A 25,550-nucleotide genomic window follows, 5' to 3' on the forward strand; every position below is an offset into this window, starting at 1 on the left:
CAGCTGCCTAACCTAAGATGCACAGGCCATGCAGCGTTACCGCTTCAGCCCTCACAACAGGAGAACAACATGCCTACAAAGATTCTTTATCAAACAGAAGCCACAGCAACAGGGGGGCGGGACGGCCGTGCTCGCACCGCAAATGGCTCGCTGAATGTCTGGCTCGGCATGCCTAAAGAGTTGGGCGGCAACGGCTTCGGCAACAACCCCGAGGAACTATTCGCCGCCGGCTACGCAGCCTGTTTCCTCAGCGCCATGAAGAATGTGGCTCGCAGCGGCGAACACCCGCGCATCCCGGAGAACGCCACGGTTACCGCAAAAGTCGGTGTCGGCCCCAAGGACGAGCGTCGTTTTGGCCTGGCGATCACCTTGAGCATCCAGCTTCCTGGCATCGAACGCCACGCCGCTGAAGCCCTCGTGGCAGACGCCCATGAAGTCTGCCCTTATTCGAACGCAGTACGTGGCAACGTCGAAGTCGCACTCGAAATCATCTGAACCCACTCACAGCACGCCGGATCCGGCGGCGCCACGAAAAGAGAACAACATGCACTCCCACCCACAGACAGAAGACCTTCGCTCCATTCTCAAAGCCATGCAACAGCGGCACATTGCAACAGGGCCGGCCGATGGCGCACTACGCCGGGACCGCCTTCTCCGCGCGGCGCGCCTGTTGCGCGAGCATCGCAATGAGTTGGCTCACGCGATGAGTGCAGACTTCGGCCACCGCAGCATTTACCAGTCACTGGCGGCGGATATCGCGACAACGCAGGGGATGCTCCACTACGCAGCCCAGCATGTGCAGGAATGGATGCAGGCGGAAACACTTCCCGCTCCCGCGCCGGGCATGACAGCACGGATCGAGCGCCAGCCGCTGGGCGTTGTAGGCATCATCAGCCCCTGGAATTTTCCGATCAATCTCGCCTTCGGCCCTCTTTCGGGCGTTCTGGCTGCGGGCAACGCCGCACTCCTGAAGCCGTCCGAGCTGACACCGCACACCTCTGAATTGCTCGCCGAATTGATCGCACGCTATTTCGATCCGATGGAGTTGGGCGTGGTGCTTGGCGACGCCGGCGTAGGCGCCGCCTTTAGCGGTCTGCCCTTCGATCACCTGATCTTCACCGGCAGTACCACAGTCGGCCGGCATGTGATGCGCGCCGCGGCGGAAAACCTTGTACCGGTCACGCTTGAGCTGGGCGGGAAGTCACCTGTGGTCGTGAGTGCAGACGCTGACATCGGGCTCGCGACGGCCCGCACACTGACGGTAAAGACTTTCAACGCGGGGCAGATCTGTCTTGCCCCAGATTACATGATCGTTCCGCCAGGACAGCAGGCGGGACTGGAGCAAGCCGCACGGGCCTTCATGGCAGAGGCTTACCCCTCACTCCAGACCAACCCTGACTACACCTCCATCATCACGCAGAAACACTACGAGCGTCTGCTCGGTCTGCTTGAAGACGCGGCCCAGAAAGGGGCGCGCATTGTCAGCTTGGCGCCGTCTGACGAAGCTGCTCACGACCCGGTCTCCCGCAAGATTGCTCCGCATCTGGTGTTCGACGTAACGGATGACATGAAGATCATGCAAGAAGAAATCTTCGGGCCGCTCTTGCCCGTCATGGTCTGCGCCAGTGCTGAGGAAGCCGTTGCGTATATCAATGCCCATCCGCGCCCCTTGGCGGCCTACTACTTCGGCGATACGCAAGAGGGGCAGGCATATTTTGCGTCCCGCACAACCTCCGGCGCACTGGTAATCAACGACATCATGAGCCACGTGTCTATCGAAACTCTGCCGTTTGGTGGCGTTGGTGCTTCAGGTATCGGTGCCTACCACGGCATCCACGGCTTCATGCGCTTTACCCACAACAAGGCTGTTGTTCTGCAAAGCCCGGATGGCGCTTCCAATCTGCGCCTGCGTGCCCCCTACGCCAGCAAGCTGGCTGCACTTGAATCTGCTTTATCCGCGTAATTACACACCTCAAAAGGAGAGAAACATGAAAGTTCTGATGGTACTGACCTCGCACGATCAACTCGGCAATACAGGCAAGAAGACCGGCTTCTGGCTGGAAGAGTTTGCCGCGCCCTACTACACCTTCATGGATGCAAACGCCGAGATCGTGCTTGCTTCACCGGCAGGTGGGCAGCCTCCGCTCGACCCCAAGAGTGACCTGCCTGAATTCCAGACCGAACTGACCCATCGTTTCAAGGCAGATCCTGCCGCACAGGAACGCCTGGCCAACACGGTCAAGCTCGATACCGTCAAAGCCGAAGACTTTGACACCGTCTTCTACCCCGGTGGTCATGGGCCGATGTGGGACTTGGCCGAATCAGCCGTGTCGATTGCGTTGATCGAAAACTTTGAACGTGCTGGCAAGCCTATCGGTTTCGTGTGCCACGCCCCCGCCGCACTGCGCCATGTGAAGGCCGCCAATGGTGAGCCGCTGATCAAGGGCCGCCGGGTCACCGGCTTTACCAACGGAGAAGAAGATGCGGTTGAGCTCAGCGATGTCGTGCCTTTCCTGATCGAGGATGAATTCAAGGCACTGGGCGGCCTCTATGAGAAAGGCCCGGATTGGGCGCCTTACATCGTGAGCGACAGAACGCTCGTGACCGGACAGAACCCCGCAAGCTCCGAAGGTGTCGCACACGCCTTGATCAAACTGCTCGCCTGAGCACAGGGCTGCAGATGCAGTGCGCCTAGCCTGCATCTGCCTCTCTTTAAACAACAGACAGAAAGCGCCTCATGACTGAAAAGAATACTGGCGGTAGCCCGCTGGCTCCTGCCCATCAGTTACTCAACGAACTCATCGGAGCCTTCTGGAGTGCAAGCATCCAGCATCAGACACATCTCGCTTTGATCAGCGCGCTGGGCCTGACAAATCTGAGCAATCAAATGCAGGCGCATATCAGCGATGAGCCGCTGACGCTGAAAACACTGACCGATCGTTTGCTCGACATCGGCGGGACGCCAGATTTCACCATTGCTCAGCCACGCATCGGGCACACGCTCAGAAGCATTCTGGAGGCGGATCTTCAGGTTCAGGAGGCGGGCTTGCCGGTACTCAATCAAGCCATTGAAACCTTGGTGGCACTGCGCGACGCCACAACTCGCAGACTGATTGAGGACGTGCTTGTGGGTGAAGAGGCACATCTTTCCTGGCTTAAAAATGAACTGAGTTTGCTTGATCGCATGGGTGAATCGCTTTACCTGTCGGTGCGCGTTAGCGCTACTGCTGCTTGACCATCCTTCGGGATCTCTACGCGTCCCGATTTCAGGAGAAAAACATGAGTGCTTACGTAATCCTCATCAGGCATCACACACTCAAGCCCGACGAGCTTGATACCTATGCCTCGCTCGCCAAACTGGCACGAGCTGGCCATAACCCGAAGCCAATCGCGTATTACGGCGAAATCGAAGTTCTGGAGGGTCAGCCTGAGGAAAGCGTGGCAGTCCTTGAATTTCCGGATATGGCTGCGGCGCGCAACTGGTATGAAAGCCCCGCGTACCAGAAGGCCAAGCCTCATCGCAATGCGGGTGCCGATTATTCCGTTCTGTTGGTTAACGGGGTCGCAAGCGCTGCGATTTCCCACGAACAAGAGGCTAGCAAGCCATGAGCATCGTCATTCACCACCTCAACAAAAGCCGCTCGCAACGCATCGTGTGGCTGCTCGAAGAGCTGGGCCTGAGCTATCGCGTTCAGCACTATCAGCGCGACCTTACGACCAATCTGGCGCCGCCTGAACTCAAGAAGATTCACCCGCTAGGGAAATCGCCCTTGCTTGAAGACGATGGCATCCTGATCCAGGAGTCGGGCGCCATCGTGCAATACCTCTGCGAACGCTATGGTCAAGGGCGCTTCCTGCCTCTCGCAGGCTCGCAAGATGCGCTGCGCCACCTTCAGCTCATGCACTTCGCCGAGGGCTCCGCCATGACACCGGTACTGCTCAGGCTCTACGTTGCAACGCTGGGCGAAGCCGGCCAGCCGCTACACCCGCGGATCAATGAGCAGCTCATCGCGCATTTCGATTATCTGGAAAACGAGCTTCAGCCTTCAGGTCACTTCGTGGGCAATGACTGGACCGGCGCCGATGTGATGCTGAGCTTCCCTGCAACGCTCGCCACTCTGCAGCCTGAGGCCGAACGCTGGCCCAAGCTGCAGAATTTCGTCCAGCGCATCCATTCCCGTGAAGCATGGAAAATAGCAGTTCAGGCCACGAATGAGCATTCGGGGTAATGAGAGATTCACCCCAACTCGCTCGCGCGCAATACAAAAACTGACATGAAATCCCCCGCCACATCACCCGTTCAGCAGGCAACACCACTCTCGCATCAGCCCTTGCCACGTGAGCATTTACCGCGTGCGCTGGGTTACGTGCTGGGGCTGGTGACCGCCGTGGACTTCTGGTCCTCTCTGAGCGTGCTGCTGTCTGCAGAGGAGATTCAAGCCGGCATGCAGGCAAGCCCGAGTGAGTTTCTCTGGATCATCACCCTCTACGCGGGCTCCGGCATTGCTACCCTGCCCCTGATCGAGCGCGCCAGCCGCCGCTGGCATTACAGGAATCTCATCGCAAGCGGCATTGCACTCTATCTCGCAGGCGCCCTGCTGGCAGCCATGAGCAGCTCGCTCTGGCTGATGATTCCCGCGCGCATCCTGCAAGGCATTGGTGGCGGGGGCTTGTTCACGATGTCCCGCGTTTATCTGCAACTGGTCACACCACAATCCGAACGCCCGGCCCAACTCAGGGCCTACATCATTGGCTTGCTGGGCGGCGTAGCCCCATTGCCCTGGCTTACAGCTGCGCTCGTCCAGGCCTGGGGATGGCGTGCGACCTTCCTGTTGCAGGCGGCTTTCGCCCTGCTGATGCTGATCACCGTGCTTTTGAAGCTTCGCGCAGAACGCCACACCCCTCGCTCTCTGGGCTCACTCGACTGGCTGACGAGCCTGAGCTTCGCGCTCGGCATGATGCTCTTGCTCCACGGTCTGGAGGGCCTTGAGCTGGCTCGCTTCGGGGCTGGCCAACTCTCCGTGCTCAGTCTGGCAATGGCCTGCCTTGGTTTTACGATCTGGCGCTCTCGGCAGCACCCCGATCCACTCTTGCGCCTGAATGTACTTAACGGGCGGCGCTATCTCGTCGGCCTCGGGTTTTACGGTCTGTATTACCTCGTCAATGGCGCCACCAGCTATCTCTACCCTCGTCTGTTCGATCAAGCGCTGGGTCTGGGGCTGAGCGCAACGGGCGCTTTACAGTCATTTTCTGCAATCGTGACCGTCGTTTGCCTGCCGCTCTATTTTCGCTTCGCTTCCAGACTCGGAGATCGCAGACGCTTGATCGCCTGGGGCTTCGCCTGTGCGGGGGCGGGAATGCTCTGGCTGTGCTTCGCAGTAGGCCACGAGGCCTCCTGGCCAGGCCTGCTTGGGCCCATGGCGCTCAAGGCGCTTTTCCCGATCCTGGGAGTTATTCAGATCGCAGGACTCACCTACACAGAAGTTCCGCATGAAGACTTCTCACATGCCTATGCGCTCAAGAACATCGTGCGTCTGATCGCCAGTGCGTTCTCCGCAGGCCTGATCAGTCAGTATTGGCTGATCAATGTCAGCCGATGCAGGGAAGCGCTCCTGCAGTGCACACACATCAGCAAGCAGATGCCATTCGCCTCCGTTTTCGGTTCCGGTACATCGGATCACACGCCGATCACGATCCAGGTAGGGCAAGAAATTCTTATTGTTTTGGCATTTGTTTGTGTGCTGGGCGCAGCCTTCGTTCTCATTCAGAAACGCTTGCGCTAAGTTTCAAAACAGTCACCCCCTGAAAACACCCGAATAAAAAATGAAACTCCGTACATTAAGCATGGAAACCAGGATTTATTTGGCAGCCGCCAGCATGAACATTGGCGGAGTGCTGATTTTTTCCAGACTTTTCACAAATACAGCAATCAACGCGGCAGATCCCGTAGTGATGTCAAACTTCGGCCTACTGATGATCGTCGTGTGGGGATTGGCTTACATCGGCGCAGCAGCAAGCATCAAGTCGAAATGGATCGCAGGTGCTTTTGCGATTGAAAAATCCGTTTATGCAGTGGTTTGGCTGGACTGGATGTCCAAACACAGCGTCGCAAACGTATATGCCGAAGATGCCATGGCCGGCATTTTTTTCAGCATTTACGGCGTGAACGACATCCTGTTCATGATCCTGTTTCTGATCCTGTTCTTCAAACGAAGAGCCCAGGAGTAGAAAACACGGGGCTTTACTGCAATCGGGTCCCCAGTGCCTGCACTCCCCTCCCCTTGATCAAGTGATTACCCCGGAGCAGCGGAGAAATCATGCTCATTCCGATGTTTTTCTTGCCTGATCCTGCGGCCAGATAGTCTGCGGCAAGCCGCGGCTGGATTGATCCGGCTACAGTTCAAAGCAGAACCCTCTGGAGAACGGCATGACTTCCCAGCAGACTCACGCCCCTGCACTGAAAACACAGATCAGCACGCTGCAAACCGCACTAGCTCACGCTATCGCAAGCAGGACAAGTGGCGACGAGGACCGATGCACAGAAATTCCCGATCTGCTCTTTTTCCGGAGAGAGAAACTTACAGAGCCCTGTGCCTGCATGGTTGAGCCCAGCGTTGTTTTTGTAGCTCAGGGCGCCAAACAGATGCTCGTGGGGGACGAAGCTTTCCCGTACGACCCGAGACACTTCCTGATCAACTCGATTGATCTACCGGCGAGCTCCCAGGTGATTGAAGCCAGCCCTGAAAAACCTTGCGTCGGACTGGTCCTGAAACTGGATCTGAGCATCCTCGCAGCACTGATCGCGCAAGGTGGCCTTACGCCGCCCACAGAACGCCCCGCAGACAGGGGGCTAGCCCGGGGAAGCCTGTCACCGCAATTGCTGGCGCCATTCCAGCGTCTGCTGGCCCTGCTGGATGAGCCCGCCTCCATACCGGTGCTTGCCCCGCTGATCCTGCGCGAGATTCATTACCGTCTGCTGATGAGCGATCAGGCTGCACGCTTGTGGCAGATCGTTTCGCTGGGCAGCCAAAGCCAGCGGATCGCCAAAGCCATCGACTGGCTGAAAACAAACTACACCGAGCCTCTGCGCATCGAAGATCTGGCCTCGCGCATCCAGATGAGTACTTCCAGCCTGCACTTCCATTTCCGTCAGCTGACCGCGATGAGCCCCCTTCAGTATCAGAAGTGGCTGCGCCTGAACGAAGCGCGACGCCTGATGCTCAACGAACATCTGGATGCAGCAAGCGCGGCCTTTCAGGTTGGCTATGAAAGTCCGTCTCAGTTCAGTCGTGAGTACAGCCGACTGTTCGGTGCGCCCCCCAAGCGCGACATCGAGGACTTGCGCCAAGGGCGCGCCGGAGCACGAAAGAGGTCCGAGACCACAAGCAGTATTCCGGCCTGAACACGCAGTTCGACGGTCTGGAAATCACTGGGTGACAGACGCAGCCTTCCGCCAGTGCTCGCCCCCTTTATCACGCCATGCAGCAAGGCATAGCCACTCTTTCCTGCGTCAATCCAAAGCGAGTAAAAAATGCAAACCGAATCACTCTGCAAGGCGTACCTCACAGCACTTAACGAGAGCAATCTGGACGGAGTCCTCTCCCTATTCGCTCCCGAAGCCACGGTGATCTCGCCTCTGTATGGCGTCATCGAAGCAAACAGCTTCTACCGGGCACTGTTCTCGGACACCCAACGTTCCGAAACTCGCCTTCTGAACATTTTCCTACCCAGCGGTGAAGCCTCGTCTGTGGCATTGCACTTCGAGTACATCTGGACGCTCAGCAATAGCAAACAGGTTCAGTTTGAATGTGTCGATGTGTTTGAGCTAACGCCGGACGGTCAGCAGTTCACGAAACTCACGATCATCTATGACACAGCCCCTATCCGCAGCGATTTCGACGGCCGTAGCGCGGCGCATGCCTGAAGCACCTTCGGGGTCTTCATTTCCCGCCCTGGAGAATCAGGCAAGAACTTCGGGGTAATGATCTAGCGCATGGAGTCTTTGCTTCCCAGAATGCAAAAGCGCTGATCTGCGCCCCCAACGGAGACTCGAATGATCACATTGAACATCAATGGAAAATCCACACGTGTGGACGTGGCACCCGACACACCGCTGCTCTGGGTTCTGCGCGACAGCCTTCAGCTGACCGGCACCAAGTTCGGCTGCGGCATGGCGCTCTGTGGTGCCTGCACCGTGCATATGGACGGCCAACCCATCCGCTCCTGTACCACGCCGGTATCCGTAGCCGTCGGCAAGAAAATTGTCACCATCGAAGGTGTAGATCGCCTGAAGGTAGCGCAGGCCGTGCAGGAAGCCTGGAAGCGCCTGGACGTGGTGCAGTGCGGTTACTGCCAGTCCGGCCAGATCATGAGCGCCGTCGCGCTGCTGACTGAGAACCGCAAGCCGAGCGATGCGGACATTGATTCCGCCATGTCCGGCAACGTCTGCCGTTGCGCGACCTACGTGCGCATCCGCGCCGCAATTCATGAAGCAGCCAAGGCTCTGGCCTGAGGGAGAACATGAAATGAGCCACATACCCCACATTGAGAACGAGAGCCGCCGCCGTTTCCTGCACGGTGCGGCAGGGCTGAGCCTGGCGATCTATCTTCCCAGCACGCTTGGCGCGACCGGCCCCGGTCTCCCGCCCGACGCTACTGCGGTGGCGCAGAATTTCGAGCCCAACGCCTTTGTGCGTATCGGTGCAGACAACGTCGTCACCGTCATCTCGAAGCACATCGAAATGGGCCAGGGCACCTACACCGGCATCGCCACCATCATTGCCGAGGAACTCGATGCAGCATGGTCGCAGGTCCGCGTGGAAGGCGCGCCAGCCGATGCCAAACGCTACGCCAATACACTCTGGGGGCCGTTTCAGGGCACCGGCGGCAGTAGCGCAATGGCCAATTCCTGGATGCAGATGCGTCAGGCCGGCGCAGCGGCACGCGCCATGCTGACGGCTGCCGCAGCCAAGCAATGGCAGGTGCCGGTGGCGGAAATATCCGTCAGCGAAGGCTTGATCAGTCACACCGCATCCGGCCGCTCGGGCAAGTTCGGTGAGTTCGTACAGTTGGCTGCCGACCAGAGTGTGCCGGCCGACATCAAGCTCAAAGACCCCAAGGATTTCAAGCTGGTGGGCAAGCACGCGCCACGTAAGGACTCAGCGGACAAGATCAATGGCAAAGCGGTCTACACGCAGGACATCCACCTGCCCGGCATGCTGACCGCCGTGGTGGCCCACCCGCCGCGCTTTGGAGCCAAGGTGAAGTCTTTCAATGCATCGAAGGCCAAGGCCATCAAGGGCGTAGTCGAAGTCGTACAGATCCCGAACGGTGTCGCCGTGCTGGCAAAGGACACTTGGTCCGCCAAGAAGGGGCGCGATGCGCTGCGCATCCAGTGGGACGAATCCAGCGCTTTCAAGCTTGGCAGCGAGCAGATCTTTGCGCGCTACCATGAGCTGGCCAAGCAGCCAGGCGCCGTGGCACGCAAAACGGGTGATGCCGATGCGGCCTTCGCGCAGGCCGCAAAAGTGATGCGTGCCAGCTACGACTTCCCCTTCCTCGCACATGCCGCCATGGAGCCGCTCAACTGTGTAGTACGGCTCGGCAAGGATGAATGCGAGTTGTGGAACGGCGAGCAAATGCAGACCGGCGATCAGATGGCGATTGCCGCGCTGCTCGGCATCAAGGTCGAACAGGTCAAGATCAACATGCTCTACGCAGGCGGCAGCTTCGGCCGACGCGGCAGCAAGGACTCTGACTACACGCTGGAAGCCGTCACCATCGCCCAGGCCATCAAGGGGCGCGCGCCGGTGAAGATGGTTTGGTTCCGTGAAGACGATATGAAGGCCGGCTACTACCGCCCGGCCTTCCACCACGTCATCGAAGCCGCGCTGGATGCACAAGGCCGCGCTACCGCCTGGCGCCATCGTCTGGTCGGCCAGTCCATCCTGACCGGTTCACCTTTCGCCGGCATGGTGCAGAACGGCATCGATCCAGTGTCGGTCGAGGGCGCTTCGAACCTGCCCTACGCCATCCCTGCCATCCAGGTAGATCTGCACACACCCAGCGACATCCAAGTGCCGGTGCACTGGTGGCGTTCGGTAGGCTCCACACATACCGCCTACTCCACCGAAACCTTCATTGACGAACTGGCCGTGGCAGCCGGTCAGGATCCGGTGGCCTACCGCCTTGATCTGCTGAAAAACCACCCGCGCCATACCGGCGTGCTGAAGCTGGCGGCCGACAAAGCCGGATGGGGCACGCCCCTCACTCCGGGCGAAAAAGGCGATCGCCGGGCACGCGGCGTGGCCGTGCATGAATCCTTCGGCAGCTTCGTGGCCGAGGTCGCCGAGCTCACCATCAAGCCCGATGGCAGCCTGCGCGTGGATCGCGTCGTGTGCGGGGTCGACTGCGGCATCGCGATCAATCCGGACATCATCCGCGCACAGGTCGAAGGATCGATCGGTTACGCCCTGTCTGCCGCGCTGTATGGCGCGATCACCTTCAAGGATGGCGTGGTCGAGCAATCGAACTTTCACGACTATCCGCCGATCCGCATCAACGAAATGCCGAAAGTCGAAGTGCATATCGTCGCGTCCGGCGAGAAACCCACCGGGATTGGTGAGCCTGCCGTACCACCGCTGGCACCGGCCCTGGCCAACGCCATTGCGGCGGCTACCGGCAAGCGCCTGCGCGATCTGCCTTTCAAGACCGAAGGGCTGAAAGCCTGATGGACAGCATCGACCTTCAGGTGCTCTCCAGTGCACAGCGCTGGGCCCGCGAGGGCCGGCGCTTTGCCTGGGTTACGGTCGCCCACACCTGGGGCTCGGCGCCCCGCCCGCCGGGCGCCTGGCTGGTCGTTCGTGAGGACGGTCTGGTCGAAGGCTCGGTGTCTGGTGGTTGCATCGAGGACGACCTCATCGCACGCATGCGCGAGGGGCGCCTCGGTGTGGAGCGCCCTTTCCCGCTGGTTTATGGCGTCACCAAGGAAGAGGCCGAGCGCGTCGGCCTGCCCTGCGGTGGCAAGCTGGAAGTGGTCATCGAGCCCTGCCCGGACCCGGTGATGCTCGATGAACTCGCCGCACGCTTGGCCGCACGGCAGCTGGTCGTCAAGCATGTGGACCTCATCAGCGGCCGCGCCACGCTGAGCGAAGCACAACGCGGCGATGCCCTGCGCTGGAATGGCGAACGCCTCACCACCGTGCACGGCCCGCAATGGCGACTCCTGATCGTTGGCGCCGGGCAGATCTCGCGTTATCTCGCACAGATGGCCCTGGCCCTCGATTACGCCATCACCGTGTGCGATCCGCGCGAGGAATACAGCCCCGGCTGGGAAGTGCCCGGCACGAAACTTGTCACCGCCATGCCCGACGATTGCTTGCTGGAGATGAAGCCAGACGCGCACTGCGCTGTCGTCGCCCTCACTCACGACCCCAAACTCGATGACATGGTGCTGCTCGAAGCCCTGCGCTCGCCCGCCTTCTACGTCGGTGCCGTGGGCTCGCGGTTCAACAACGAAAAACGTCGCGAACGCCTGATGAGCCACTTCGATTTTTCGCCAGAGGAACTGCAGCGCCTGCACGGACCGGTCGGCCTGCCGATCGGCAGCCATACACCGCCCGAGATCGCAGTTTCCATCCTGGCCGAAATGATCGCCGTGCGAAACGGCATCTCCCTGCCGCGATGGAGCGCCGCCCCCGCAGCAGCTTCCGATGCCCTCGCTTGCAGCATCGCCTGATCATATGAACAAGATCGTAGGCCTTCTCCTGGCGGCGGGCAGCGCCCGGCGCTTTGGCGGCAACAAACTGCTGCAGCGCTTGCCCGATGGCGAACTGATCATCGCCGCCAGCGCACGCACGCTGGCCACCAGCACAGACCGCTGCATCGCCTTGATCCGCCCCGATCAGCCCCAGCTACGCCACACGCTCACAAACCTCGGTATCGAATGCATCGAAGTCATCCATGCAGACGAAGGCATGGGCGTTACGCTCGCTAGCGGCGTGCAAGCCACGCACGAGGCTGCCGGCTGGCTGGTGGCGCTCGGCGACATGCCCTGCATCAAGCCGGACACCGTTCGTGCCGTCGCAAAGGCTATCCGTCTGGGGGCCGATATTGCCGCGCCATTCCATGAAGGCCAGCGTGGCCACCCGGTTGGCTTCGCCGCCCGCTGGGGCGAAGCACTTAGCGTGCTGACTGGCGATACCGGCGCGCGCAACATCCTGCGCGAGCAGGCCAATGCAATCGTACGCGTGCCGGTGAATGACTCCGGCTGCCTGCTGGATATCGACACGCCTGCCGATCTGCAGGCGTTGTCATCCACTCAAGGGTTCGCATGACGTACGCCTCTGCACGCCAGCGCCTGCACATCCTGGCGCTCACTACCGCACTGTTTGCAGCCCCGCTTATCGCCTGCGCTCAGTCAGTCGCCGCACCAGGCAAGGACACCCAACCGATGAAAATACGTCTGCTCATCCATGGCCAAGTCATCCCCGCCACGCTCTACGACAATTCCAGCGCCCGCGACTTCTACACCATGCTGCCGCTCACGCTGGCGCTTGAAGACTACGCTGCCACAGAGAAAATCGGCTACCCGCCACGCAAGCTCGACACCACCGCTGCGCCCGAGGGCCACGCCCCCGCAGTGGGCGACATCACCTACTACGCGCCCTGGGGCAACCTCGCGCTGTTTCACAAGGGCTTTCGCTATTCCAGCGGGCTGGTGAGTCTGGGAAAGATCGAATCAGGTGTTGAGCTGCTCAGGCTGCCGGGGAAAGTTGCCGTGGTGGTAGAGCGGGTGGAGTAAGAAGCGGTTTACCGTCTTTCGGTGAGGCCGTGATCGGGGCTCACGCGCTGCTCGGAAATGACCAAACGCAGAAGGGGCGCCTGGCGCCCCTTCCTGCTGATCAGCCCCCACTCACAATACGTAGGCCGAAACTTCGCTCTGCATCTTCCGCGCGAGTTCATCGAGCTCGCGTGCAGCCCCTGCACCGGAGCGGGCTGCCCGAGTGCTTTGCTCCGTCATCTGAGCGATGCGTTCCACGGCCTGGGCCACTGAGGTGCTGGCGGCGCCCTGCTCACGGATCGAATCGCTGATCTCGTTCACCAGATGCACGGAGGCTTGGGCGCTGCTGCTGATTTCGCGAATGGCTTCGCTGGCCTGGCTAGCGCGTTGCACGCTGCCGCCCACTTCCGTTACCGCGTTGCGCATGCTCTGAGAGGCGTTTTGTGCCTGACTGCGCATGGTGTTGATGGTCTCGGTGATCTCGTGCGTGGAGCTGGCCGTGCGCTCAGCCAGCTTGCGAACTTCATCGGCCACCACGGCAAAGCCCCGGCCTTGCTCCCCTGCCCGCGCCGCTTCGATCGCTGCATTCAGGGCCAGCAGATTGGTCTGGTCGGCCACTTCGCGAATCACGCTGATGACCTGGGCGATTTTGGTGCTCTGAGTTTCGAGTTGCTCGATCAGGCCGGCCGAATCATCCACAAGCGAGGCTATCTTCTGGATATCCGCCACGGTTTGTTGAACGATGCGCTCGCCATTCATGGCCAGCTTGCCGGATTGGCTGACCTGCTCGCTGGTCTGGGTGGCGTGATCACCGATATGGCTAACGCTCACCGTCAGCTCCTCGATGCTCGCGGCAATGCTGGTCGCTGAACTGCTCTGATCTTCAGCCGCACTGGCAACCTGCCTGGAGTATTCGGCGGTATTGACCGAAGCCGCCGTCACCTGATGCACCGAGCCGGAAACCGATTTGAAGCTGTTATGCAGCCGTTCAAGCAAGCGGTTAAAGGATTTTGCCATCCGCCCCAGCTCATCTTCACTCTGGTAATTGACACGGCGCGTGAGATCCAGGCGTTGCTCGATATGCTCCACGGTACTTTCCAGCGTACTGATGCCCAGTGTGATCGAACGAACGATCCACCAGCCAAGCATGGCCACCAGCGCAACGCTGGCAATGATGATGACGGTGTTGGTCGTCACGCCATTCTTGATGACTTGCTCAGCGTGGTTATTGACGGCATCGACCTGCTCATCATTGAACTTGACGTGTGGCGTCACACCTTGCTGATTGACGCGGACCGCTACTTCACGCAGCTTTTTCAGCTCCGCTTTGGAAGCTTCGGCATTGTTGGCATTGGAGGCGGCGAGCACCTTCTCTGCCTGGTCCAGGTACTCCTTGAAAAGCTCTCGATCCTTGGCAAGCATCTGCTTGTCCATATCATTGGTAACCAAGGTTTTTTCGTAGTCGTCCGCCAGCTCCATCAGCTGAGTTTTGAGCTCGGCAAAGCGCTTGTCCTGATCTGCTTTGTCTTTGGCCGAATCACTGGTGGCGTGCGTCAGCACGGCAAGCCGGATGTTGATGATGGCGCGCGTCATCTGGTTGAGCTTATAGACGCTCGGAAACAGATCCTGACGGATGTTATCCAGATCACCCTTCACGTTTGACGCGGTATAAAGCCCCGCAGCCCCCACGAAGATCACCGCAGCGACAGCCAGGGCAACGACGGACCAGAGCCTTTGAACAATACTGAGCTTCATTGTGTTCCCTTATAGCGAAAGTCTTTCGGCCCGAGCTTCAGCTTCGGGCGATGGCGTTAATCAAGGTAGCTCGATGATTTCGACCCAGTTCGGATTCTTGCCCATGGCATATTGCGCAAGCAGCGTCAGCTCGCCGCTCTGCGAGTCGATGCGATAGAGACTGAGCTGATGGGACTTCTGCCCCACGGCCAGCAGGAAGTTTCCGTCTGGCGAAAGGTTGAAGCCACGCGGCTGCGTTTCGGTCGGCCAGCTGCCGATCAAGCTCAACTCACCGCTCTTGGCATCCACACGGAAGCCACTAAGGGTGTTTGAGCCACGTTCGGAGGCATACAGAAAACGGCTATCTGGTGTCAGATGCAGATCCGCCGCAGCCGGTGTGCCGGTAAATTGCGCGGGAATGACGCTGGTGGTCTGCAGCAACTTCAGTTGCGGCGTATTGCTCGCGCGCTGCAACACATGCAGGCGGCCATCGAGTTCATCCAGCAGGTAGATGAAACGGTTGTCCTTGGAAAAAACAAAGTGCCGAGGGCCGGACTTGGCAGGCAAGCTCAACGCCGGTTCGCTGCTCGGTGTCAGCGCTCCCTTCACCGGATCAAAGCTGAAGCTCAGCAACTGATCCCCACCGAGCGAACTGGCATACACGATCTTGTTATCGGGCTGCGCCGTAATCTGGTGTGCCATCGGTGGCGTAGGCAGGATCTGGGTGGCGGCCAGCGGCACCCTGTTTTCATCCAGCGGACTCACACTGACCTGATTACCGCCATAGGAAGCGGCAAACAGGAATTTTCCACTGCGATCCAGCGAAATATTGGCCATGCTCTCGGGCAGCGGCGCCGAGCCATGCTCGCTGAGCTGGCCGCTCTTGGGATCAATCCGCAAGGCCACAACGCTGTAGGGCTTTGAGCGCAGGGCCGCATACAGCAACGCCTTGTCCGCCGAGATCGCCATCGGCATTACGGTGCCGCCCACCGGCATCGTCTGCAGGGCAACGAGCTGGCCATCACGGTTCAGGGAAAAAACCGAGATGTCCTTGGACTCCGCATTGGCGACATACACCACGGTCGCTGCCTGTGCTGCGCTGGCAGAAAAGACCAGCAAGCTGACAATCAATTTTCTGAACAGACCTGGATTGTGTGTGCGTGCGCGCATCGTGACGTCCCCGAGAGATTAGGCAGAAAGTGGTACGAACACCCCTAATACGGCAGAGGCGCTGCTTTCTTGAGATCACACGTGTGCTTTTTACACAGATGCGAGCGGGAGGTTCTGCCTGTGCCCATCCCTCGCACGGCAGATCCCGAAGAGTGCCCGACGAGACATTTCTGAACGGCTCAAGGCGCTGTGGAAGGCGGTACTCGAGCGGGCGCCTTGCGCTCCCGGCGGCACAGTGCCTCCAGGGTCTCGCCGACACCCGCCTCCAACCCGGCAAACACGCCGCATGGCCAGGCCGAGCTGTCGTACTGCTCCAGATACCAATAAGGTGGCTCTGAAGCACAAATCTCCATGTGCTTCACTTGCCAGTCGCCTTGCGACTTGCGCAGCACCACCCAGAACATCTTGTCGAGCTCAGCGTTGCAATCGTCGGCCTTCGCCCAATCGATCCTTTTGCCCGGCGGACCAACAAGCTCCCCGACCAGCATCGCCCAGCCCGAGTCGATGTTGAGCGTGTCGACCCTGATGCGTACCGCCTGCCCCGCTTTCTCAGCTGCCATTGGGCGCGCAGCGTCGAGAATCGCCGCCCGCTCAGCCAGCCCATTGCCCCACGCGCCGCCGGCGAACAGCCCCCCGACAACCCACAACGCCATTACCCATCGACCCGCAATGCGCACCCTCAACCCTCCAATTCAATGAAGTAATAGCAGCCTGCCGGGAGCACTCAGCGAGGCATACGGCTCACCACCTCAGCGCCTCACTTCGGCGCACCGCCCTTGGCCAGCAAGGCATCGACGAGATGGCGAGCCGCCGGACCGGGCACGCCCTTCTTGAGGCGAATGACGAAGCTCGAAACGCTGGGCATGCGATCACGTCCTTCCCAGCTCTCCATGTCGAGCACGCACAGTCGGCCAGCCGCCAGATCCTCCTGCACCATGTGGGCGGGCAAGCTGCCCCAGCCAACGCCAGCACGCAGCATGTGCAGCTTGGCGTTGAGGTCGGTCACGTGCCAGGCGTCGAGCGCGTGCACGCCCAAATCGGTGCTGTCGGTCACCGTGATATTGCGCGTCCACACGATCTGCATCTGACCGCGCAACTGCCCTAATCCGATGGGGCCACGGATGGCGGCCAGCGGATGGCTGGGCGCTGCGACCGCGACCAGCGCCTGATCGACCAGCTGACGAGCCTCGAACTCATTGCCCAGCGACGAGATGGCAGCGACCACACCCAGCGTAGCCTGCCCGGCACGCACCATTTCGATGTCGTCGCCGAACGGCTTGACGGCCATGCGCACGCGTACCGAGGGATAGGCACGACGAAGGCTGTCGAGCGCGCCAATGACCAGCCCCTGATCGACAAACTCATTGACCACCAGCGAGACGGCCGCCTCAACCCCGTGAGCGAAACCCTCGGCATGGCGGTGAAAGTCGTCCAGGTCTTCCACCAGCAGTCGCGCGCGTGGCAACAGGCCGCGCCCGGCATCGGTCAGCTGGGGCCGGTAGTGCGCGCGGTCGAACAACACAAGGCCGGTTTGCTCTTCCAGCGCGCGAACAGCGTAGGTAATGGCCGACTGCGCACGCCCCAGCTTGCGGGCCGCTGCAGCGAAGCCGCCGCAATCGACAACAGCGATGAAAACCAGAAACTGATCCAGGGTATAGGCGCTCACTCTATCTACCAATCCGATCAACTAGATCAGGATTATAGAGTTCTCATTCATTTTTTCAGATGTAAAGATGCGTCCACCCCAACCCATTACAGGAATCACACCATGGCATCAAACATTCAACCCACCGCCTCCAAAGGCATGCGCTTCGGCCTCTGGTTTTCGCAACTGCTGCTGGCGCTCGTTTACGTGCCCGCCGGCCTGATGAAGCTGAGCTCGCCGGTTGCGCAGGTGGCAACGCAGATTCCCTGGGCGGCCGACGTGCCCGAAATGTTCCTGCGCTTCATCGGCCTGATCGATCTATCAGCCGGCCTAGGCCTGCTCCTGCCCGCCCTGACCCGCATCGCACCGCGCCTGACGGTATTCGCTGCGTATGGCTCGATTACGCTGCAACTGTGCGCCTTTTTCTTCCACGTCAGCCGCGGCGAGTACTTCGTTCTCCCGATGAATCTGGTGCTCATCGCCCTTGCCCTGTTCGTAGCCTGGGGACGCACGAAGAAAGCTCCGATTGCCTCGCGCCGCGCCACGGCTATCGCAGCCTCTTGAGCCGCTGCGACACCTCCACCCCTGCAGCGGAGCCATTCATGCTCAACAAGGTCATCCCTCTCCAGACCGGCCCCGATACACGCATGCCGGTGTACTACCTGTCACACGGCGGTGGCCCCTGGCCTTTCATGGAAGGGCCATTCCGGGCGATGTTTACGCAGCTAGAGCGCTCCCTGCAGGACATTCCCCGGCAACTGCCCGCACCGCCACGCGCGCTGCTGGTCATCAGCGGGCACTGGGAAGAAGCGCAATTCACGGTCTCCACCGCGCCACAGCCCGGCATGATCTACGACTACGCAGGCTTTCCAGAATCCATGTACCAGATTCGCTACCCGGCGCCCGGCTCGCCCGAACTGGCCGCGCAGGTGGCCGCGTTGCTGGAAAAATCCGGTTGGCCGGTCGGTATCGATCCTGTGCGCGGCTTCGATCACGGCACCTACAGCCTGCTTAAGCCGCTTTATCCGGATGCCAGGATCCCCGTCGTGCAGCTCTCGCTGCGCTCGCCGCTCGATCCGGCTGAACACATCAACGTTGGGCGCGCGCTGACGCCCTTGCGCGATCAAGGTGTGCTGATCCTTGGCAGCGGCCAGAGCTTTCACACTATGCACATCCGTGGCACGCAGGCCCGGCAGGTCTCGGAAACGTTTGACGCCTGGCTGCGGCACAGCGTGCAGGCCGAACCCGATGCGCGCGCCGCCGCGCTCATCGAATGGGAGTTCGCCCCCAATGCACGCATCGCGCACCCGCACGCCGACCACCTGATGCCTCTGCACGTGGCTGTCGGCGCCGCCGGGAACGATCTGGCGAGCTGCGTGTTCAGCGACTACATCGCCGATCTCGCCACCTCAGCCTACCGATTTGGCAAGCATATCGAGGACTCGACATTCGATACCCTGAGCCTGCATGAAAGACATCTGCACCACCGCTAGGCACCACAAGCATGGCAACCATGCACCGGAGGATTTCCCCATGAACACATGCAAACAGGCGCCCGGCGCTTTCATCCCCGTGATTGATCGCAACCGTTGCGAAGGCAAGGGCCCCTGCATCGGCGTGTGCCCCTACCAAGTGTTCGAGATGTTCACGCTGCCACCCGAGGCGCGCGCAACACTGAGCCTGAAAGGAAAAATCAAGGGCTTCGTGCACCGCTGGCAGCAGGCCAACGTAGTGTTGGCCGAGCGCTGCATGGCCTGCGGGCTGTGCGTGTCCGCCTGCCCCGAGCAAGCGATCACGCTGGCCCGAAGCTGAAAGACCGCAATGCGGGTTTTACGATTCAGGAAGAAGCGATCAATCTTCCGCTGGGGTTTGCACCCCACCCTTGAATCGGGGACCCCATCATTACCCCCGTACGCGGTGAAGTCAGTTGAATACCGTTGCGCAGGGCGTAGTTCGGGTGACGCACAGCGGAATCCGGGGCCGGCTCGGCACACCAAACAATGGCCCCGGATTACGGCGATGCCTTCATCCGGGCTATTTGCTACTTGCTTCGCGAACCCACCCAAATGCCCTTCATACAGGCTTGTTTTCGGATGGCAAAAGTAGGGTGCGCATTGCGCACCCTCTCGCCGGATCAACCACAACAAGGGCCGCTCAAGAAGCAGGGTGCGCGGATGGTCGTGGGGTCCGCGTGCGCGGTGCCCTACAAGACTTCGTTTCTGGCTAAAATGCTTAAATTCAAGACCTGACCCTGGGCTTGACATGGCCGATATCAACTATAAAACCAACCCCTTGCACGGGCTGAGCTTAACAAATCTTTTAAACGAAATAGTGAGCCATTATGGATTTGAAATCCTGTACGCCTATCTCAATATCAATTGTTTTAAGAACAATCCAAGCATTGAGTCGAGTGAAAAATTTTTGAAGAAAACCGACTGGGCGAGAGAAAAAGTAGAAAACTTTTACTTGTATCAATATAAAAACTTACCCAAGGCTTCAGCCGAAGAATTCGAGCGACCACCCAGAGATCGCATCGTTCCTGAGGGTGATTTACCCGGAGAACCGGCAGAATTAAATTTAGAAGATGCCGCGCGCTTACAAGAAAAACGCGATCTAAAAACAGCGAATTTCGGTCGCAATAGAAGGCGCTAACGCAAATGCCGGGATCACCCTTGGGTCACGCCGAGGGCGGGTTCGGAGCGTAGCGACAACCCACCGCGTGCCCCACGAACCCACCTTACGCGTTGGGTGGTTTTGACTTCCCAGTCTGGCACAACGATGCCGTTCAGGAGGGAGGAGTCCATCCCATTGGGTTACGGCCTTTCCGTGGGTGCTTGCGGGATAGCCCGCTGGGCTCAACCGCCGGATGCGGAAAACCGCATGTCCGGTGGTGTGGAGGGCTGACGGGCGATATCCCGTCAGCTCGACCCGATTGGACCTCAAGCGAAGCGTACAGAAATCAATTCGCGCAAGACAGCTTTTGGGCGCGTTGGATTACTTGATCCGCTGTTTTTACTGTGCATTCTTCCATTGCCAATTGTTCGCGCTGCACCTGTAAACGATCATTCAGGAATTTATGGCGGAGTTCTACATCTGTTATCAATTCACTCCAGCGTTTTGCAAAGATTTTGTGGTTTTTTGCCTTGTATATTAACGAAGTAATGCCATGCGGCTTTGCATTTTCAAGCATGCCTTCAATGTATCCGCTGGAGCTGAAGTTATTCCCAATTAGATAATACGACCATTCCATGTTGGAGGCATTAAATCTCGGGTCAGAAAGAATTACTTCAAAATATGTCATTACCTGGTCGACAAATTTTTTTCCAAGTTTTTTATTGGGGTGTTTTAGCTCCAGTACTACGTTGTGTATCTTGTCGTGATACTGATCTTGTCTAACTAAGAGAATATCCATTTCCTTGTTCTTGTCGGCATGATCAATTTCATTATCGCTGGATCTTAGTCCTACTTTGTCATACAGAGCTCGGAGAGCTTGTTCAAAGTCTTTTTCCGCTGCGACCACTAGTGAATACTCCTCCCCGATTATCCAGAAATGCCTTTCCATGAATTCCTGAATGTGGGGTACTTCCTTTGCAACTAAGCTCTTGTCCCAATTTAAACGCTTGATCTGCTCAAGAGCCCGGTAGCGGTCTTGAATCAGCTTCGCAGTTTTGATCACCGCCCTCAAACGTGATGACTTGAGTACATCGAGCAGTTCTGTCTTTTCTTCTTGGTCAAGATCCAGCACCTGACCAATGATCTGGTAGAGAGTCTCGGCTTCCGACGAATCAAGTAGTTGGTCGATGAGTCGGACAAATATTTTCTTCTGCTCTATTGATCCGCTGGAGAAAAGATTCGGCTGAAAGTTGTGAAGCTTTCCAATGGTTTCCGCGAGATGGGTGTGTTTCAAAACCTCCCATTGGTTTCTCTCGTTGTGTGTTGGAAAAATGTCCTTTTGTTCAAATTGTGTGATGAGTTTGTCTGTAAAGTCCCGGAGAAAATCCTTACGTGCCGAACGGAGAAAAGAGTCGGTAGCATTAAGCATGCTTTTAAACCAATCGCTCTTTTGGGAGTTTTCGTCGAGTGCAAGTTCAGCTTGCTCGTTCGGTCCTGTTCCTAAAGAAAAGGTGTCGAAGAATGGGCTTTGAACGTAGACGCTGTGATGAAACTGATCCCCTTTTTTGTTGAGTGACGTGAAATTGGTCCACTTTTCTTTCCGCGTTGAATCGAGAAAATAGTAACGGGAATACTCTCTATGAAGCTTATGCTTCCATCGCACGAAGTGGACTGTGGGCACGGGACCAGAAATACCAAGCGGGCAGAATAGTGCTTGGTCATCGATGTTTTCGTCCGCTGCAATCAGGTTTCCGTTGAGCTTTATCTTAAGCTCTTTGTCAAGGAGCAAGCGCCAACAAAATTCCGACACTAGGAACTTCCTGAGTTCTGCATCTTCAGGGTGAAGTTTATGTGAACTCATGTTATAGAAATGTGCAACGGTACCCGTCGGGGTTACGGCATCAACTTCCCTGGGATTTTCTGACGGATAGCTCACTAAGTCAGTGGCAGAGACTTTGATCGTGTAGCGATATTTCCTCCCCTCCTGCTCGTAGACTGTCACCCACTCGGCATCCTGCGCAAACACGCAAAAGGTAAGGCGCCCGATACCGTCTTTGCCGTGAGTTTCGGATGAAGTCCTCTTCGTCTGGCTACGGTGGATGATCTTCTCTGAATCCATGAAGACGCCGAACTTTTGTTCGAGCAATTCGAACGGTATTCCGTGGCCGTTGTCGCTGACATGCATTGCAGCAATACCACCCGCTGGATTGAGCTCGAAGCACACCTCAATCGATGAAGCCTTTGCATCAAGCCCGTTCCAGACGTATTCGGCAAGGGCCTGTTCTGGAGTTGTATTGGAGAGGTGTTTCTTAATCCCCTCGGTGGTTAATTGAACTTTCTTTTGCATTCACATTTCTCCCGAGTTCAGCATGTTAAGAGCTTTGCTCTATTGATTAAGCCAAAAAGAGGGGGGCACATACCCCTAGGTGTTCGTAGGGCGGAGCGCAGCCGTTCCGCGGATTTAATATCCGCGAAGTCCGATGCAAGCAGTCAGTTACCTTTCGGCGGTTGGCGGAACCTCCTGCGAAGTTCCGCTGTACCACGTAGAGTTCAGTAACCAAACCACGCGGAAACGATCTCTTCACCATTCATTCCCCATCCCCCTTCTTCACCTCCCCAAACTTCCCCGCCATCGTCGGGTTCCCGCGCGTCAGTCTCTTGATCGTCACATCCTGCGCCTTGTCGTTCGCCAGGCGCAGATTGCGATCCGTCCCCAGCAGGGCTTCCTTGGTTTTCTGCAGGTGGTCGATGGACTTGTCGATCTCGTCAATCGCGGTCTGAAAGCGGCGTGAGGCGAGGTCGTAGTTTTTGGCGAAGGCGGATTTGAAGCTTTCGAGTTCGTTTTCGAAGTTGGTGATGTCGATGTTCTGGGCGCGGACCAGGGCGAGCTCGGCTTTGTACTTGACTGCATTCATCGCGGCGTTGCGCAGCAGGGTGATGATGGGGATGAAGAACTGCGGGCGGATGACGTACATCTTGGGGTAGCGGTGAAAGACGTCGACGATGCCGGTGTTGTAGAGCTCGCTCTCGGGTTCGAGCAGTGAGACGAGCACGGCGTATTCGCAGCCTTTCTCGGTGCGGTCTTTGTCGAGTTCCTTGAGGAAGTCTTCGTTGCGCTGTTTGGTGGCGGTGGTGTCGTTCTCATTCTTCATCTCGAACATGATGGAGACGATCTCGGTGTCGGCTTCGTCCTTGTCGCGGAAGATGTAGTCGCCCTTGCTGCCGCTGCGGGCGTCGTTGTCTTTCTCGAAGTAGGCGCGCGGGAAGGCGGTGGCGCGGATGCGGTTGAATTCGGTTTCGCAGTGCTGTTCCAGCGTTTCGCCGACCATCTTGGTGGAGAGGCGGGCTTTCATGTCGCGCAGGCGTTCGATGGCCTCGTCGCGATCCTTGAGCTGGGTTTCGTATTTGTCCTTGAGCGATTGCTCGGCGAGTTGTTTTTCGAGCGCGGCGCGTTCCAGGCTGCTCTTGAGTTCGTCGCGCTCTTTCTCGACCGTGCCGAGTGCGTCTGCCAGCGCGAGTTTCTGGTTGAGCGCGCTGGTGTCGAGCTGGGCCTTGAGGGCCTGGATCTCTGCGTCTTTGCTGGCAGCACTTTTCTGCAGCTCGGCGAGCAACTTGGCCTCGGCGAGTTTTTCGGCCGCCTCTTTTGCCTGCCGCGCCTGCGCCAGCTCGCCCGCCAGTGCGTCGCGTTCTTTCTCGATGCCGCTTAGTGCCTGGTTCACAGCGAGCTGGCGCTGCACTTCGCCGGCATCGAGCCGAGCCTTGAGCGCCTGAATCTCGGTGTCTTTGGCGGCGGCGGCTTTCTGTTGCTCTCCCGCGAGCCGGGCTTCTGCCAGCTCGATAGCCCGGAGCTTGTCCTGCTCGGCGAGCAGGAGGCGCTCGTGAATTTGTTTCTCGAAATCGGCATCACGCACCTGCTTGAGGATGTCGGCGTAGCCGGCTTCGTCAATCGTGAACGCGGTGTTGCAATGCGGGCAGATGATGTCGTGCATGTTTTCCTGTCCGAGAGTTTCAGCAGAAAGCGTCACCGCTCTGCTGGATTAAGCACATCTGCATGCCATCTTACTCGCGCTCAGCGCGAAGAAAGACTCGATGACTGCGTGAAATTCATGACAACCGGGACTTTGTTCACACCTCGAATTTCCGCAGCGCAGACACCGGCACATGCTGTTCTTCGCGCTGGTGCGCCGGCCTGAAGGTGGCGCCGCCCTAGCAGAAGTGCGCAAGGCACCGGGCGAGCGCATTCTTCAGGAATTCGCCGGCATCGAGCCGAAGCCTCCTGTGCATTGCAATGCTGGGGCTTGCATCGCTCGATCCGGCCAGTAGCCGAATGCTGCTCACGTGAGGCAATGCGTGTTTGCAGAATCAGGCAAGAAAACCACCGGTCTGTGATACCGCCTCGAACTCGCATATTTCTAGACTTTCCCTATCGTCAGCCACGCATAGATCGGTTCGCGGGGTGTTCGACTACAGCCTTACCCAATTCACGGAGATCGTAAAAATGGGCATTCACATCTCACGAAAGAAATTCATCCAGAGTGCGCTTGTTGGCTGCGCTGCCTTGATGGCGCTTGCGCATCCCGCACTGGCCGCTCAAGCGGAAACCGAAAAGGGAAACACCATGCAATTGACGCAGGAATGGGACAAGACCTTCCCCAAGAGCAGCAAGGTCGATCATCAGAAGGTCAGCTTCAAGAACCGCTATGGCATCACGCTGGCGGCGGATCTCTACCTGCCCAAGGATCGCGGCAACAAGCGATTGCCTGCATTGGCCGTAGGTGGCCCCTTCGGCGCGGTGAAGGAACAGTCTTCGGGCCTTTATGCGCAGACCATGGCCGAGCGTGGCTTTGCGGCGCTGGCCTTTGATGCCTCATACACCGGCGAGAGTGGCGGCGAGCCGCGCAACGTGGCCTCTCCCGACATCAATACCGAAGACTTCAGCGCCGCCGTGGATTACCTCGGCCTGCATCCTGCGGTGGATCGCGAGCGCATCGGCATCATCGGCATTTGCGGCTGGGGCGGCATGGCTCTCAATGCCACGGCGGTGGACAAACGCATCAAGGCAGTGGTGACCAGCACCATGTACGACATGACCCGTGTGATGTCCAAAGGTTATTTCGACAGCATGACCCCGGAGCAGCGCACGCAGGCACTGGAGCAGATGAGCCGCCAGCGCTGGGTAGATGCCGAGAAAGGCAGCCCCGCCTACCAGCCTGCTTACAACAGCCAGCCGGCCGGCGACGCGCCACAGTTCGTGAAGGATTACTACGACTACTACGGCACACCGCGTGGCTACCACAAGCGTGCGGTTAACTCCGGCAATGCCTGGACGCAGACCACGCCGCTATCGTTCATGAACATGCCGATCCTCAGCTACATCAAGGAAATCTCGCCGCGCCCGGTACTCTTCATTCACGGCGAGAACGCGCACTCGCGCTACTTTAGCGAAACCGCCTATGCGGCCGCTGCGGAGCCGAAGGAGCTGCTGATCGTGAAGGGTGCCTCGCACATTGATCTCTACGACAACAAGGCAGGCAAGATTCCTTACGACCGCATCGCAGACTTTTTCAGCAAGCATCTGAAGTAATGCCCGGGGCCGAGCTGGCGCGC

Annotated in this window: 26 protein-coding genes and 1 pseudogene; 21 read left to right on the top strand and 6 right to left on the bottom strand. The window is 58.6% G+C overall.

Annotation, left to right across the window (positions count from 1 at the left end; genetic code table 11):
- Positions 1-69: 69 nt before the first annotated feature.
- The 15 genes from Q3Y64_RS03655 (at position 70) to Q3Y64_RS03725 (ending at position 12,802) form a co-directional block, all read left to right on the top strand.
- Positions 70-495 carry an organic hydroperoxide resistance protein gene (locus Q3Y64_RS03655; protein WP_101944528.1) on the top strand — a complete coding sequence of 142 codons (426 nt, stop codon included), beginning with the start codon at positions 70-72 and terminating at the stop codon, positions 493-495.
- 49 nt (positions 496-544) lie between these two features.
- Complete coding sequence (locus Q3Y64_RS03660) at positions 545-1,963, top strand: coniferyl aldehyde dehydrogenase (protein WP_303560148.1); 1,419 nt, start codon at positions 545-547, stop codon at positions 1,961-1,963.
- A gap of 25 nt (positions 1,964-1,988) precedes the next feature.
- Complete coding sequence (locus Q3Y64_RS03665) at positions 1,989-2,666, top strand: type 1 glutamine amidotransferase domain-containing protein (protein ID WP_101944530.1); 678 nt, start codon at positions 1,989-1,991, stop codon at positions 2,664-2,666.
- A 71-nt stretch (positions 2,667-2,737) separates the two neighbouring features.
- Entirely contained in the window at positions 2,738-3,235 is a 498-nt protein-coding gene (locus Q3Y64_RS03670; RefSeq protein WP_303560149.1) for a bacterioferritin, read from the top strand.
- Positions 3,236-3,279: 44 nt separating this feature from the next.
- Positions 3,280-3,609 (top strand): DUF1330 domain-containing protein, encoded by a 330-nt coding sequence (locus Q3Y64_RS03675; protein ID WP_303560150.1) that lies wholly within the window; start codon positions 3,280-3,282, stop codon positions 3,607-3,609.
- Complete coding sequence (locus tag Q3Y64_RS03680) at positions 3,606-4,229, top strand: glutathione S-transferase family protein (protein WP_303560151.1); 624 nt, start codon at positions 3,606-3,608, stop codon at positions 4,227-4,229. The genes Q3Y64_RS03675 and Q3Y64_RS03680 overlap by 4 nt, the downstream gene beginning before the upstream one ends.
- Positions 4,230-4,274: 45 nt before the next feature.
- The gene (locus Q3Y64_RS03685) at positions 4,275-5,783 is read left to right on the top strand and encodes an MFS transporter (protein WP_303560152.1); all 1,509 of its coding nucleotides are present in this window, start codon (positions 4,275-4,277) and stop codon (positions 5,781-5,783) included.
- A 40-nt stretch (positions 5,784-5,823) separates the two neighbouring features.
- A complete protein-coding gene (locus tag Q3Y64_RS03690; protein ID WP_216821805.1) occupies positions 5,824-6,228 on the top strand; it encodes a hypothetical protein in 405 nt (134 codons plus the stop codon).
- Between the two features lie 199 nt (positions 6,229-6,427).
- Entirely contained in the window at positions 6,428-7,402 is a 975-nt protein-coding gene (locus tag Q3Y64_RS03695; RefSeq protein WP_303560153.1) for an AraC family transcriptional regulator, read from the top strand.
- 129 nt (positions 7,403-7,531) lie between these two features.
- Positions 7,532-7,924 (top strand): nuclear transport factor 2 family protein, encoded by a 393-nt coding sequence (locus tag Q3Y64_RS03700; RefSeq protein ID WP_101944537.1) that lies wholly within the window; start codon positions 7,532-7,534, stop codon positions 7,922-7,924.
- Between the two features lie 129 nt (positions 7,925-8,053).
- Positions 8,054-8,512 (top strand): (2Fe-2S)-binding protein, encoded by a 459-nt coding sequence (locus Q3Y64_RS03705; RefSeq protein ID WP_303560154.1) that lies wholly within the window; start codon positions 8,054-8,056, stop codon positions 8,510-8,512.
- A 13-nt stretch (positions 8,513-8,525) separates the two neighbouring features.
- Positions 8,526-10,730, top strand: a complete 2,205-nt coding sequence (locus Q3Y64_RS03710; RefSeq protein WP_303560155.1) for a xanthine dehydrogenase family protein molybdopterin-binding subunit — start codon at positions 8,526-8,528, stop codon at positions 10,728-10,730.
- Positions 10,730-11,737 (top strand): XdhC family protein, encoded by a 1,008-nt coding sequence (locus Q3Y64_RS03715; protein ID WP_303560156.1) that lies wholly within the window; start codon positions 10,730-10,732, stop codon positions 11,735-11,737. Before Q3Y64_RS03710 ends, Q3Y64_RS03715 begins: the two co-directional genes overlap by 1 nt.
- 4 nt (positions 11,738-11,741) lie before the next feature.
- The gene (locus tag Q3Y64_RS03720) at positions 11,742-12,335 is read left to right on the top strand and encodes an NTP transferase domain-containing protein (RefSeq protein ID WP_101944474.1); all 594 of its coding nucleotides are present in this window, start codon (positions 11,742-11,744) and stop codon (positions 12,333-12,335) included.
- Positions 12,332-12,802: a cyclophilin-like fold protein gene (locus tag Q3Y64_RS03725; RefSeq protein WP_303560157.1), complete on the top strand. Its 471-nt coding sequence runs from the start codon at positions 12,332-12,334 to the stop codon at positions 12,800-12,802. Before Q3Y64_RS03720 ends, Q3Y64_RS03725 begins: the two co-directional genes overlap by 4 nt.
- Positions 12,803-12,913: 111 nt before the next feature.
- On the opposite strand, the gene Q3Y64_RS03730 is transcribed toward Q3Y64_RS03725, so the two are convergent.
- The 4 genes from Q3Y64_RS03730 to Q3Y64_RS03745 form a co-directional block, all read right to left on the bottom strand.
- Positions 12,914-14,536: a methyl-accepting chemotaxis protein gene (locus tag Q3Y64_RS03730; protein ID WP_303560158.1), complete on the bottom strand. Its 1,623-nt coding sequence runs from the start codon at positions 14,534-14,536 to the stop codon at positions 12,914-12,916.
- Positions 14,537-14,596: 60 nt separating this feature from the next.
- Entirely contained in the window at positions 14,597-15,685 is a 1,089-nt protein-coding gene (locus Q3Y64_RS03735; RefSeq protein ID WP_101944476.1) for a beta-propeller fold lactonase family protein, read from the bottom strand.
- Between the two features lie 179 nt (positions 15,686-15,864).
- On the bottom strand, positions 15,865-16,338 hold the full coding sequence (locus Q3Y64_RS03740) for a hypothetical protein (RefSeq protein WP_303560159.1): 474 nt from the start codon (positions 16,336-16,338) through the stop codon (positions 15,865-15,867).
- A 104-nt stretch (positions 16,339-16,442) separates the two neighbouring features.
- A complete protein-coding gene (locus Q3Y64_RS03745) occupies positions 16,443-17,351 on the bottom strand; it encodes a LysR family transcriptional regulator (RefSeq protein ID WP_158239296.1) in 909 nt (302 codons plus the stop codon).
- A gap of 102 nt (positions 17,352-17,453) precedes the next feature.
- Here Q3Y64_RS03745 and Q3Y64_RS03750 point away from each other — a divergent pair, with 102 nt between their 5' ends.
- From Q3Y64_RS03750 to Q3Y64_RS03765, 4 genes and pseudogenes are all read left to right on the top strand, one after another.
- A complete protein-coding gene (locus Q3Y64_RS03750) occupies positions 17,454-17,894 on the top strand; it encodes a DoxX family protein (protein WP_303560160.1) in 441 nt (146 codons plus the stop codon).
- Between the two features lie 38 nt (positions 17,895-17,932).
- The gene (locus tag Q3Y64_RS03755; RefSeq protein WP_303560161.1) at positions 17,933-18,823 is read left to right on the top strand and encodes a class III extradiol ring-cleavage dioxygenase; all 891 of its coding nucleotides are present in this window, start codon (positions 17,933-17,935) and stop codon (positions 18,821-18,823) included.
- Between the two features lie 40 nt (positions 18,824-18,863).
- Positions 18,864-19,142 (top strand): 4Fe-4S binding protein, encoded by a 279-nt coding sequence (locus Q3Y64_RS03760; protein WP_303560162.1) that lies wholly within the window; start codon positions 18,864-18,866, stop codon positions 19,140-19,142.
- 450 nt (positions 19,143-19,592) lie between these two features.
- Positions 19,593-19,799: pseudogene (locus tag Q3Y64_RS03765) on the top strand (VF530 family DNA-binding protein); the annotation flags it as partial.
- A 490-nt stretch (positions 19,800-20,289) separates the two neighbouring features.
- Here the strand turns inward: Q3Y64_RS03765 and Q3Y64_RS03770 are convergent.
- Positions 20,290-22,290, bottom strand: coding sequence for an ATP-binding protein (locus Q3Y64_RS03770; RefSeq protein WP_303560163.1), 2,001 nt, complete (start codon positions 22,288-22,290; stop codon positions 20,290-20,292).
- A gap of 241 nt (positions 22,291-22,531) precedes the next feature.
- The gene (locus Q3Y64_RS03775; RefSeq protein ID WP_303560164.1) at positions 22,532-23,932 is read right to left on the bottom strand and encodes a DUF2130 domain-containing protein; all 1,401 of its coding nucleotides are present in this window, start codon (positions 23,930-23,932) and stop codon (positions 22,532-22,534) included.
- Positions 23,933-24,104: 172 nt separating this feature from the next.
- On the opposite strand from Q3Y64_RS03775, the gene Q3Y64_RS03780 reads away from it, so the two are divergent.
- On the top strand, positions 24,105-24,266 hold the full coding sequence (locus Q3Y64_RS03780; RefSeq protein ID WP_303560165.1) for a hypothetical protein: 162 nt from the start codon (positions 24,105-24,107) through the stop codon (positions 24,264-24,266).
- A gap of 295 nt (positions 24,267-24,561) precedes the next feature.
- Positions 24,562-25,527: an alpha/beta hydrolase gene (locus Q3Y64_RS03785; RefSeq protein WP_303560166.1), complete on the top strand. Its 966-nt coding sequence runs from the start codon at positions 24,562-24,564 to the stop codon at positions 25,525-25,527.
- The last annotated feature ends 23 nt before the right edge of the window (positions 25,528-25,550 follow it).

This window comes from Uliginosibacterium sp. 31-12 (assembly GCF_030548425.1).
GTDB classification, from domain to species: Bacteria; Pseudomonadota; Gammaproteobacteria; order Burkholderiales; family Rhodocyclaceae; genus Uliginosibacterium; species Uliginosibacterium aquaticum.

Bases quoted from the DNA above. Each gene is read 5' to 3' on its own strand.
- Q3Y64_RS03665 (WP_101944530.1), top strand. From the start codon at position 1,989: ATGAAAGTTCTGATGGTACTGACCTCGCACGATCAACTCGGCAATACA.
- Q3Y64_RS03755 (WP_303560161.1), top strand. From the start codon at position 17,933: ATGCTCAACAAGGTCATCCCTCTCCAGACCGGCCCCGATACACGCATG.
- Q3Y64_RS03735 (WP_101944476.1), bottom strand. From the start codon at position 15,685: ATGCGCGCACGCACACACAATCCAGGTCTGTTCAGAAAATTGATTGTC.
- Q3Y64_RS03700 (WP_101944537.1), top strand. From the start codon at position 7,532: ATGCAAACCGAATCACTCTGCAAGGCGTACCTCACAGCACTTAACGAG.
- Q3Y64_RS03740 (WP_303560159.1), bottom strand. From the start codon at position 16,338: ATGGCGTTGTGGGTTGTCGGGGGGCTGTTCGCCGGCGGCGCGTGGGGC.
- Q3Y64_RS03750 (WP_303560160.1), top strand. From the start codon at position 17,454: ATGGCATCAAACATTCAACCCACCGCCTCCAAAGGCATGCGCTTCGGC.
- Q3Y64_RS03660 (WP_303560148.1), top strand. From the start codon at position 545: ATGCACTCCCACCCACAGACAGAAGACCTTCGCTCCATTCTCAAAGCC.
- Q3Y64_RS03725 (WP_303560157.1), top strand. From the start codon at position 12,332: ATGACGTACGCCTCTGCACGCCAGCGCCTGCACATCCTGGCGCTCACT.
- Q3Y64_RS03695 (WP_303560153.1), top strand. From the start codon at position 6,428: ATGACTTCCCAGCAGACTCACGCCCCTGCACTGAAAACACAGATCAGC.
- Q3Y64_RS03770 (WP_303560163.1), bottom strand. From the start codon at position 22,290: ATGCAAAAGAAAGTTCAATTAACCACCGAGGGGATTAAGAAACACCTC.
- Q3Y64_RS03655 (WP_101944528.1), top strand. From the start codon at position 70: ATGCCTACAAAGATTCTTTATCAAACAGAAGCCACAGCAACAGGGGGG.
- Q3Y64_RS03685 (WP_303560152.1), top strand. From the start codon at position 4,275: ATGAAATCCCCCGCCACATCACCCGTTCAGCAGGCAACACCACTCTCG.
- Q3Y64_RS03670 (WP_303560149.1), top strand. From the start codon at position 2,738: ATGACTGAAAAGAATACTGGCGGTAGCCCGCTGGCTCCTGCCCATCAG.
- Q3Y64_RS03775 (WP_303560164.1), bottom strand. From the start codon at position 23,932: ATGCACGACATCATCTGCCCGCATTGCAACACCGCGTTCACGATTGAC.
- Q3Y64_RS03690 (WP_216821805.1), top strand. From the start codon at position 5,824: ATGAAACTCCGTACATTAAGCATGGAAACCAGGATTTATTTGGCAGCC.
- Q3Y64_RS03710 (WP_303560155.1), top strand. From the start codon at position 8,526: ATGAGCCACATACCCCACATTGAGAACGAGAGCCGCCGCCGTTTCCTG.
- Q3Y64_RS03705 (WP_303560154.1), top strand. From the start codon at position 8,054: ATGATCACATTGAACATCAATGGAAAATCCACACGTGTGGACGTGGCA.
- Q3Y64_RS03720 (WP_101944474.1), top strand. From the start codon at position 11,742: ATGAACAAGATCGTAGGCCTTCTCCTGGCGGCGGGCAGCGCCCGGCGC.
- Q3Y64_RS03730 (WP_303560158.1), bottom strand. From the start codon at position 14,536: ATGAAGCTCAGTATTGTTCAAAGGCTCTGGTCCGTCGTTGCCCTGGCT.
- Q3Y64_RS03680 (WP_303560151.1), top strand. From the start codon at position 3,606: ATGAGCATCGTCATTCACCACCTCAACAAAAGCCGCTCGCAACGCATC.
- Q3Y64_RS03675 (WP_303560150.1), top strand. From the start codon at position 3,280: ATGAGTGCTTACGTAATCCTCATCAGGCATCACACACTCAAGCCCGAC.
- Q3Y64_RS03785 (WP_303560166.1), top strand. From the start codon at position 24,562: ATGCAATTGACGCAGGAATGGGACAAGACCTTCCCCAAGAGCAGCAAG.
- Q3Y64_RS03760 (WP_303560162.1), top strand. From the start codon at position 18,864: ATGAACACATGCAAACAGGCGCCCGGCGCTTTCATCCCCGTGATTGAT.
- Q3Y64_RS03715 (WP_303560156.1), top strand. From the start codon at position 10,730: ATGGACAGCATCGACCTTCAGGTGCTCTCCAGTGCACAGCGCTGGGCC.
- Q3Y64_RS03780 (WP_303560165.1), top strand. From the start codon at position 24,105: ATGCTGTTCTTCGCGCTGGTGCGCCGGCCTGAAGGTGGCGCCGCCCTA.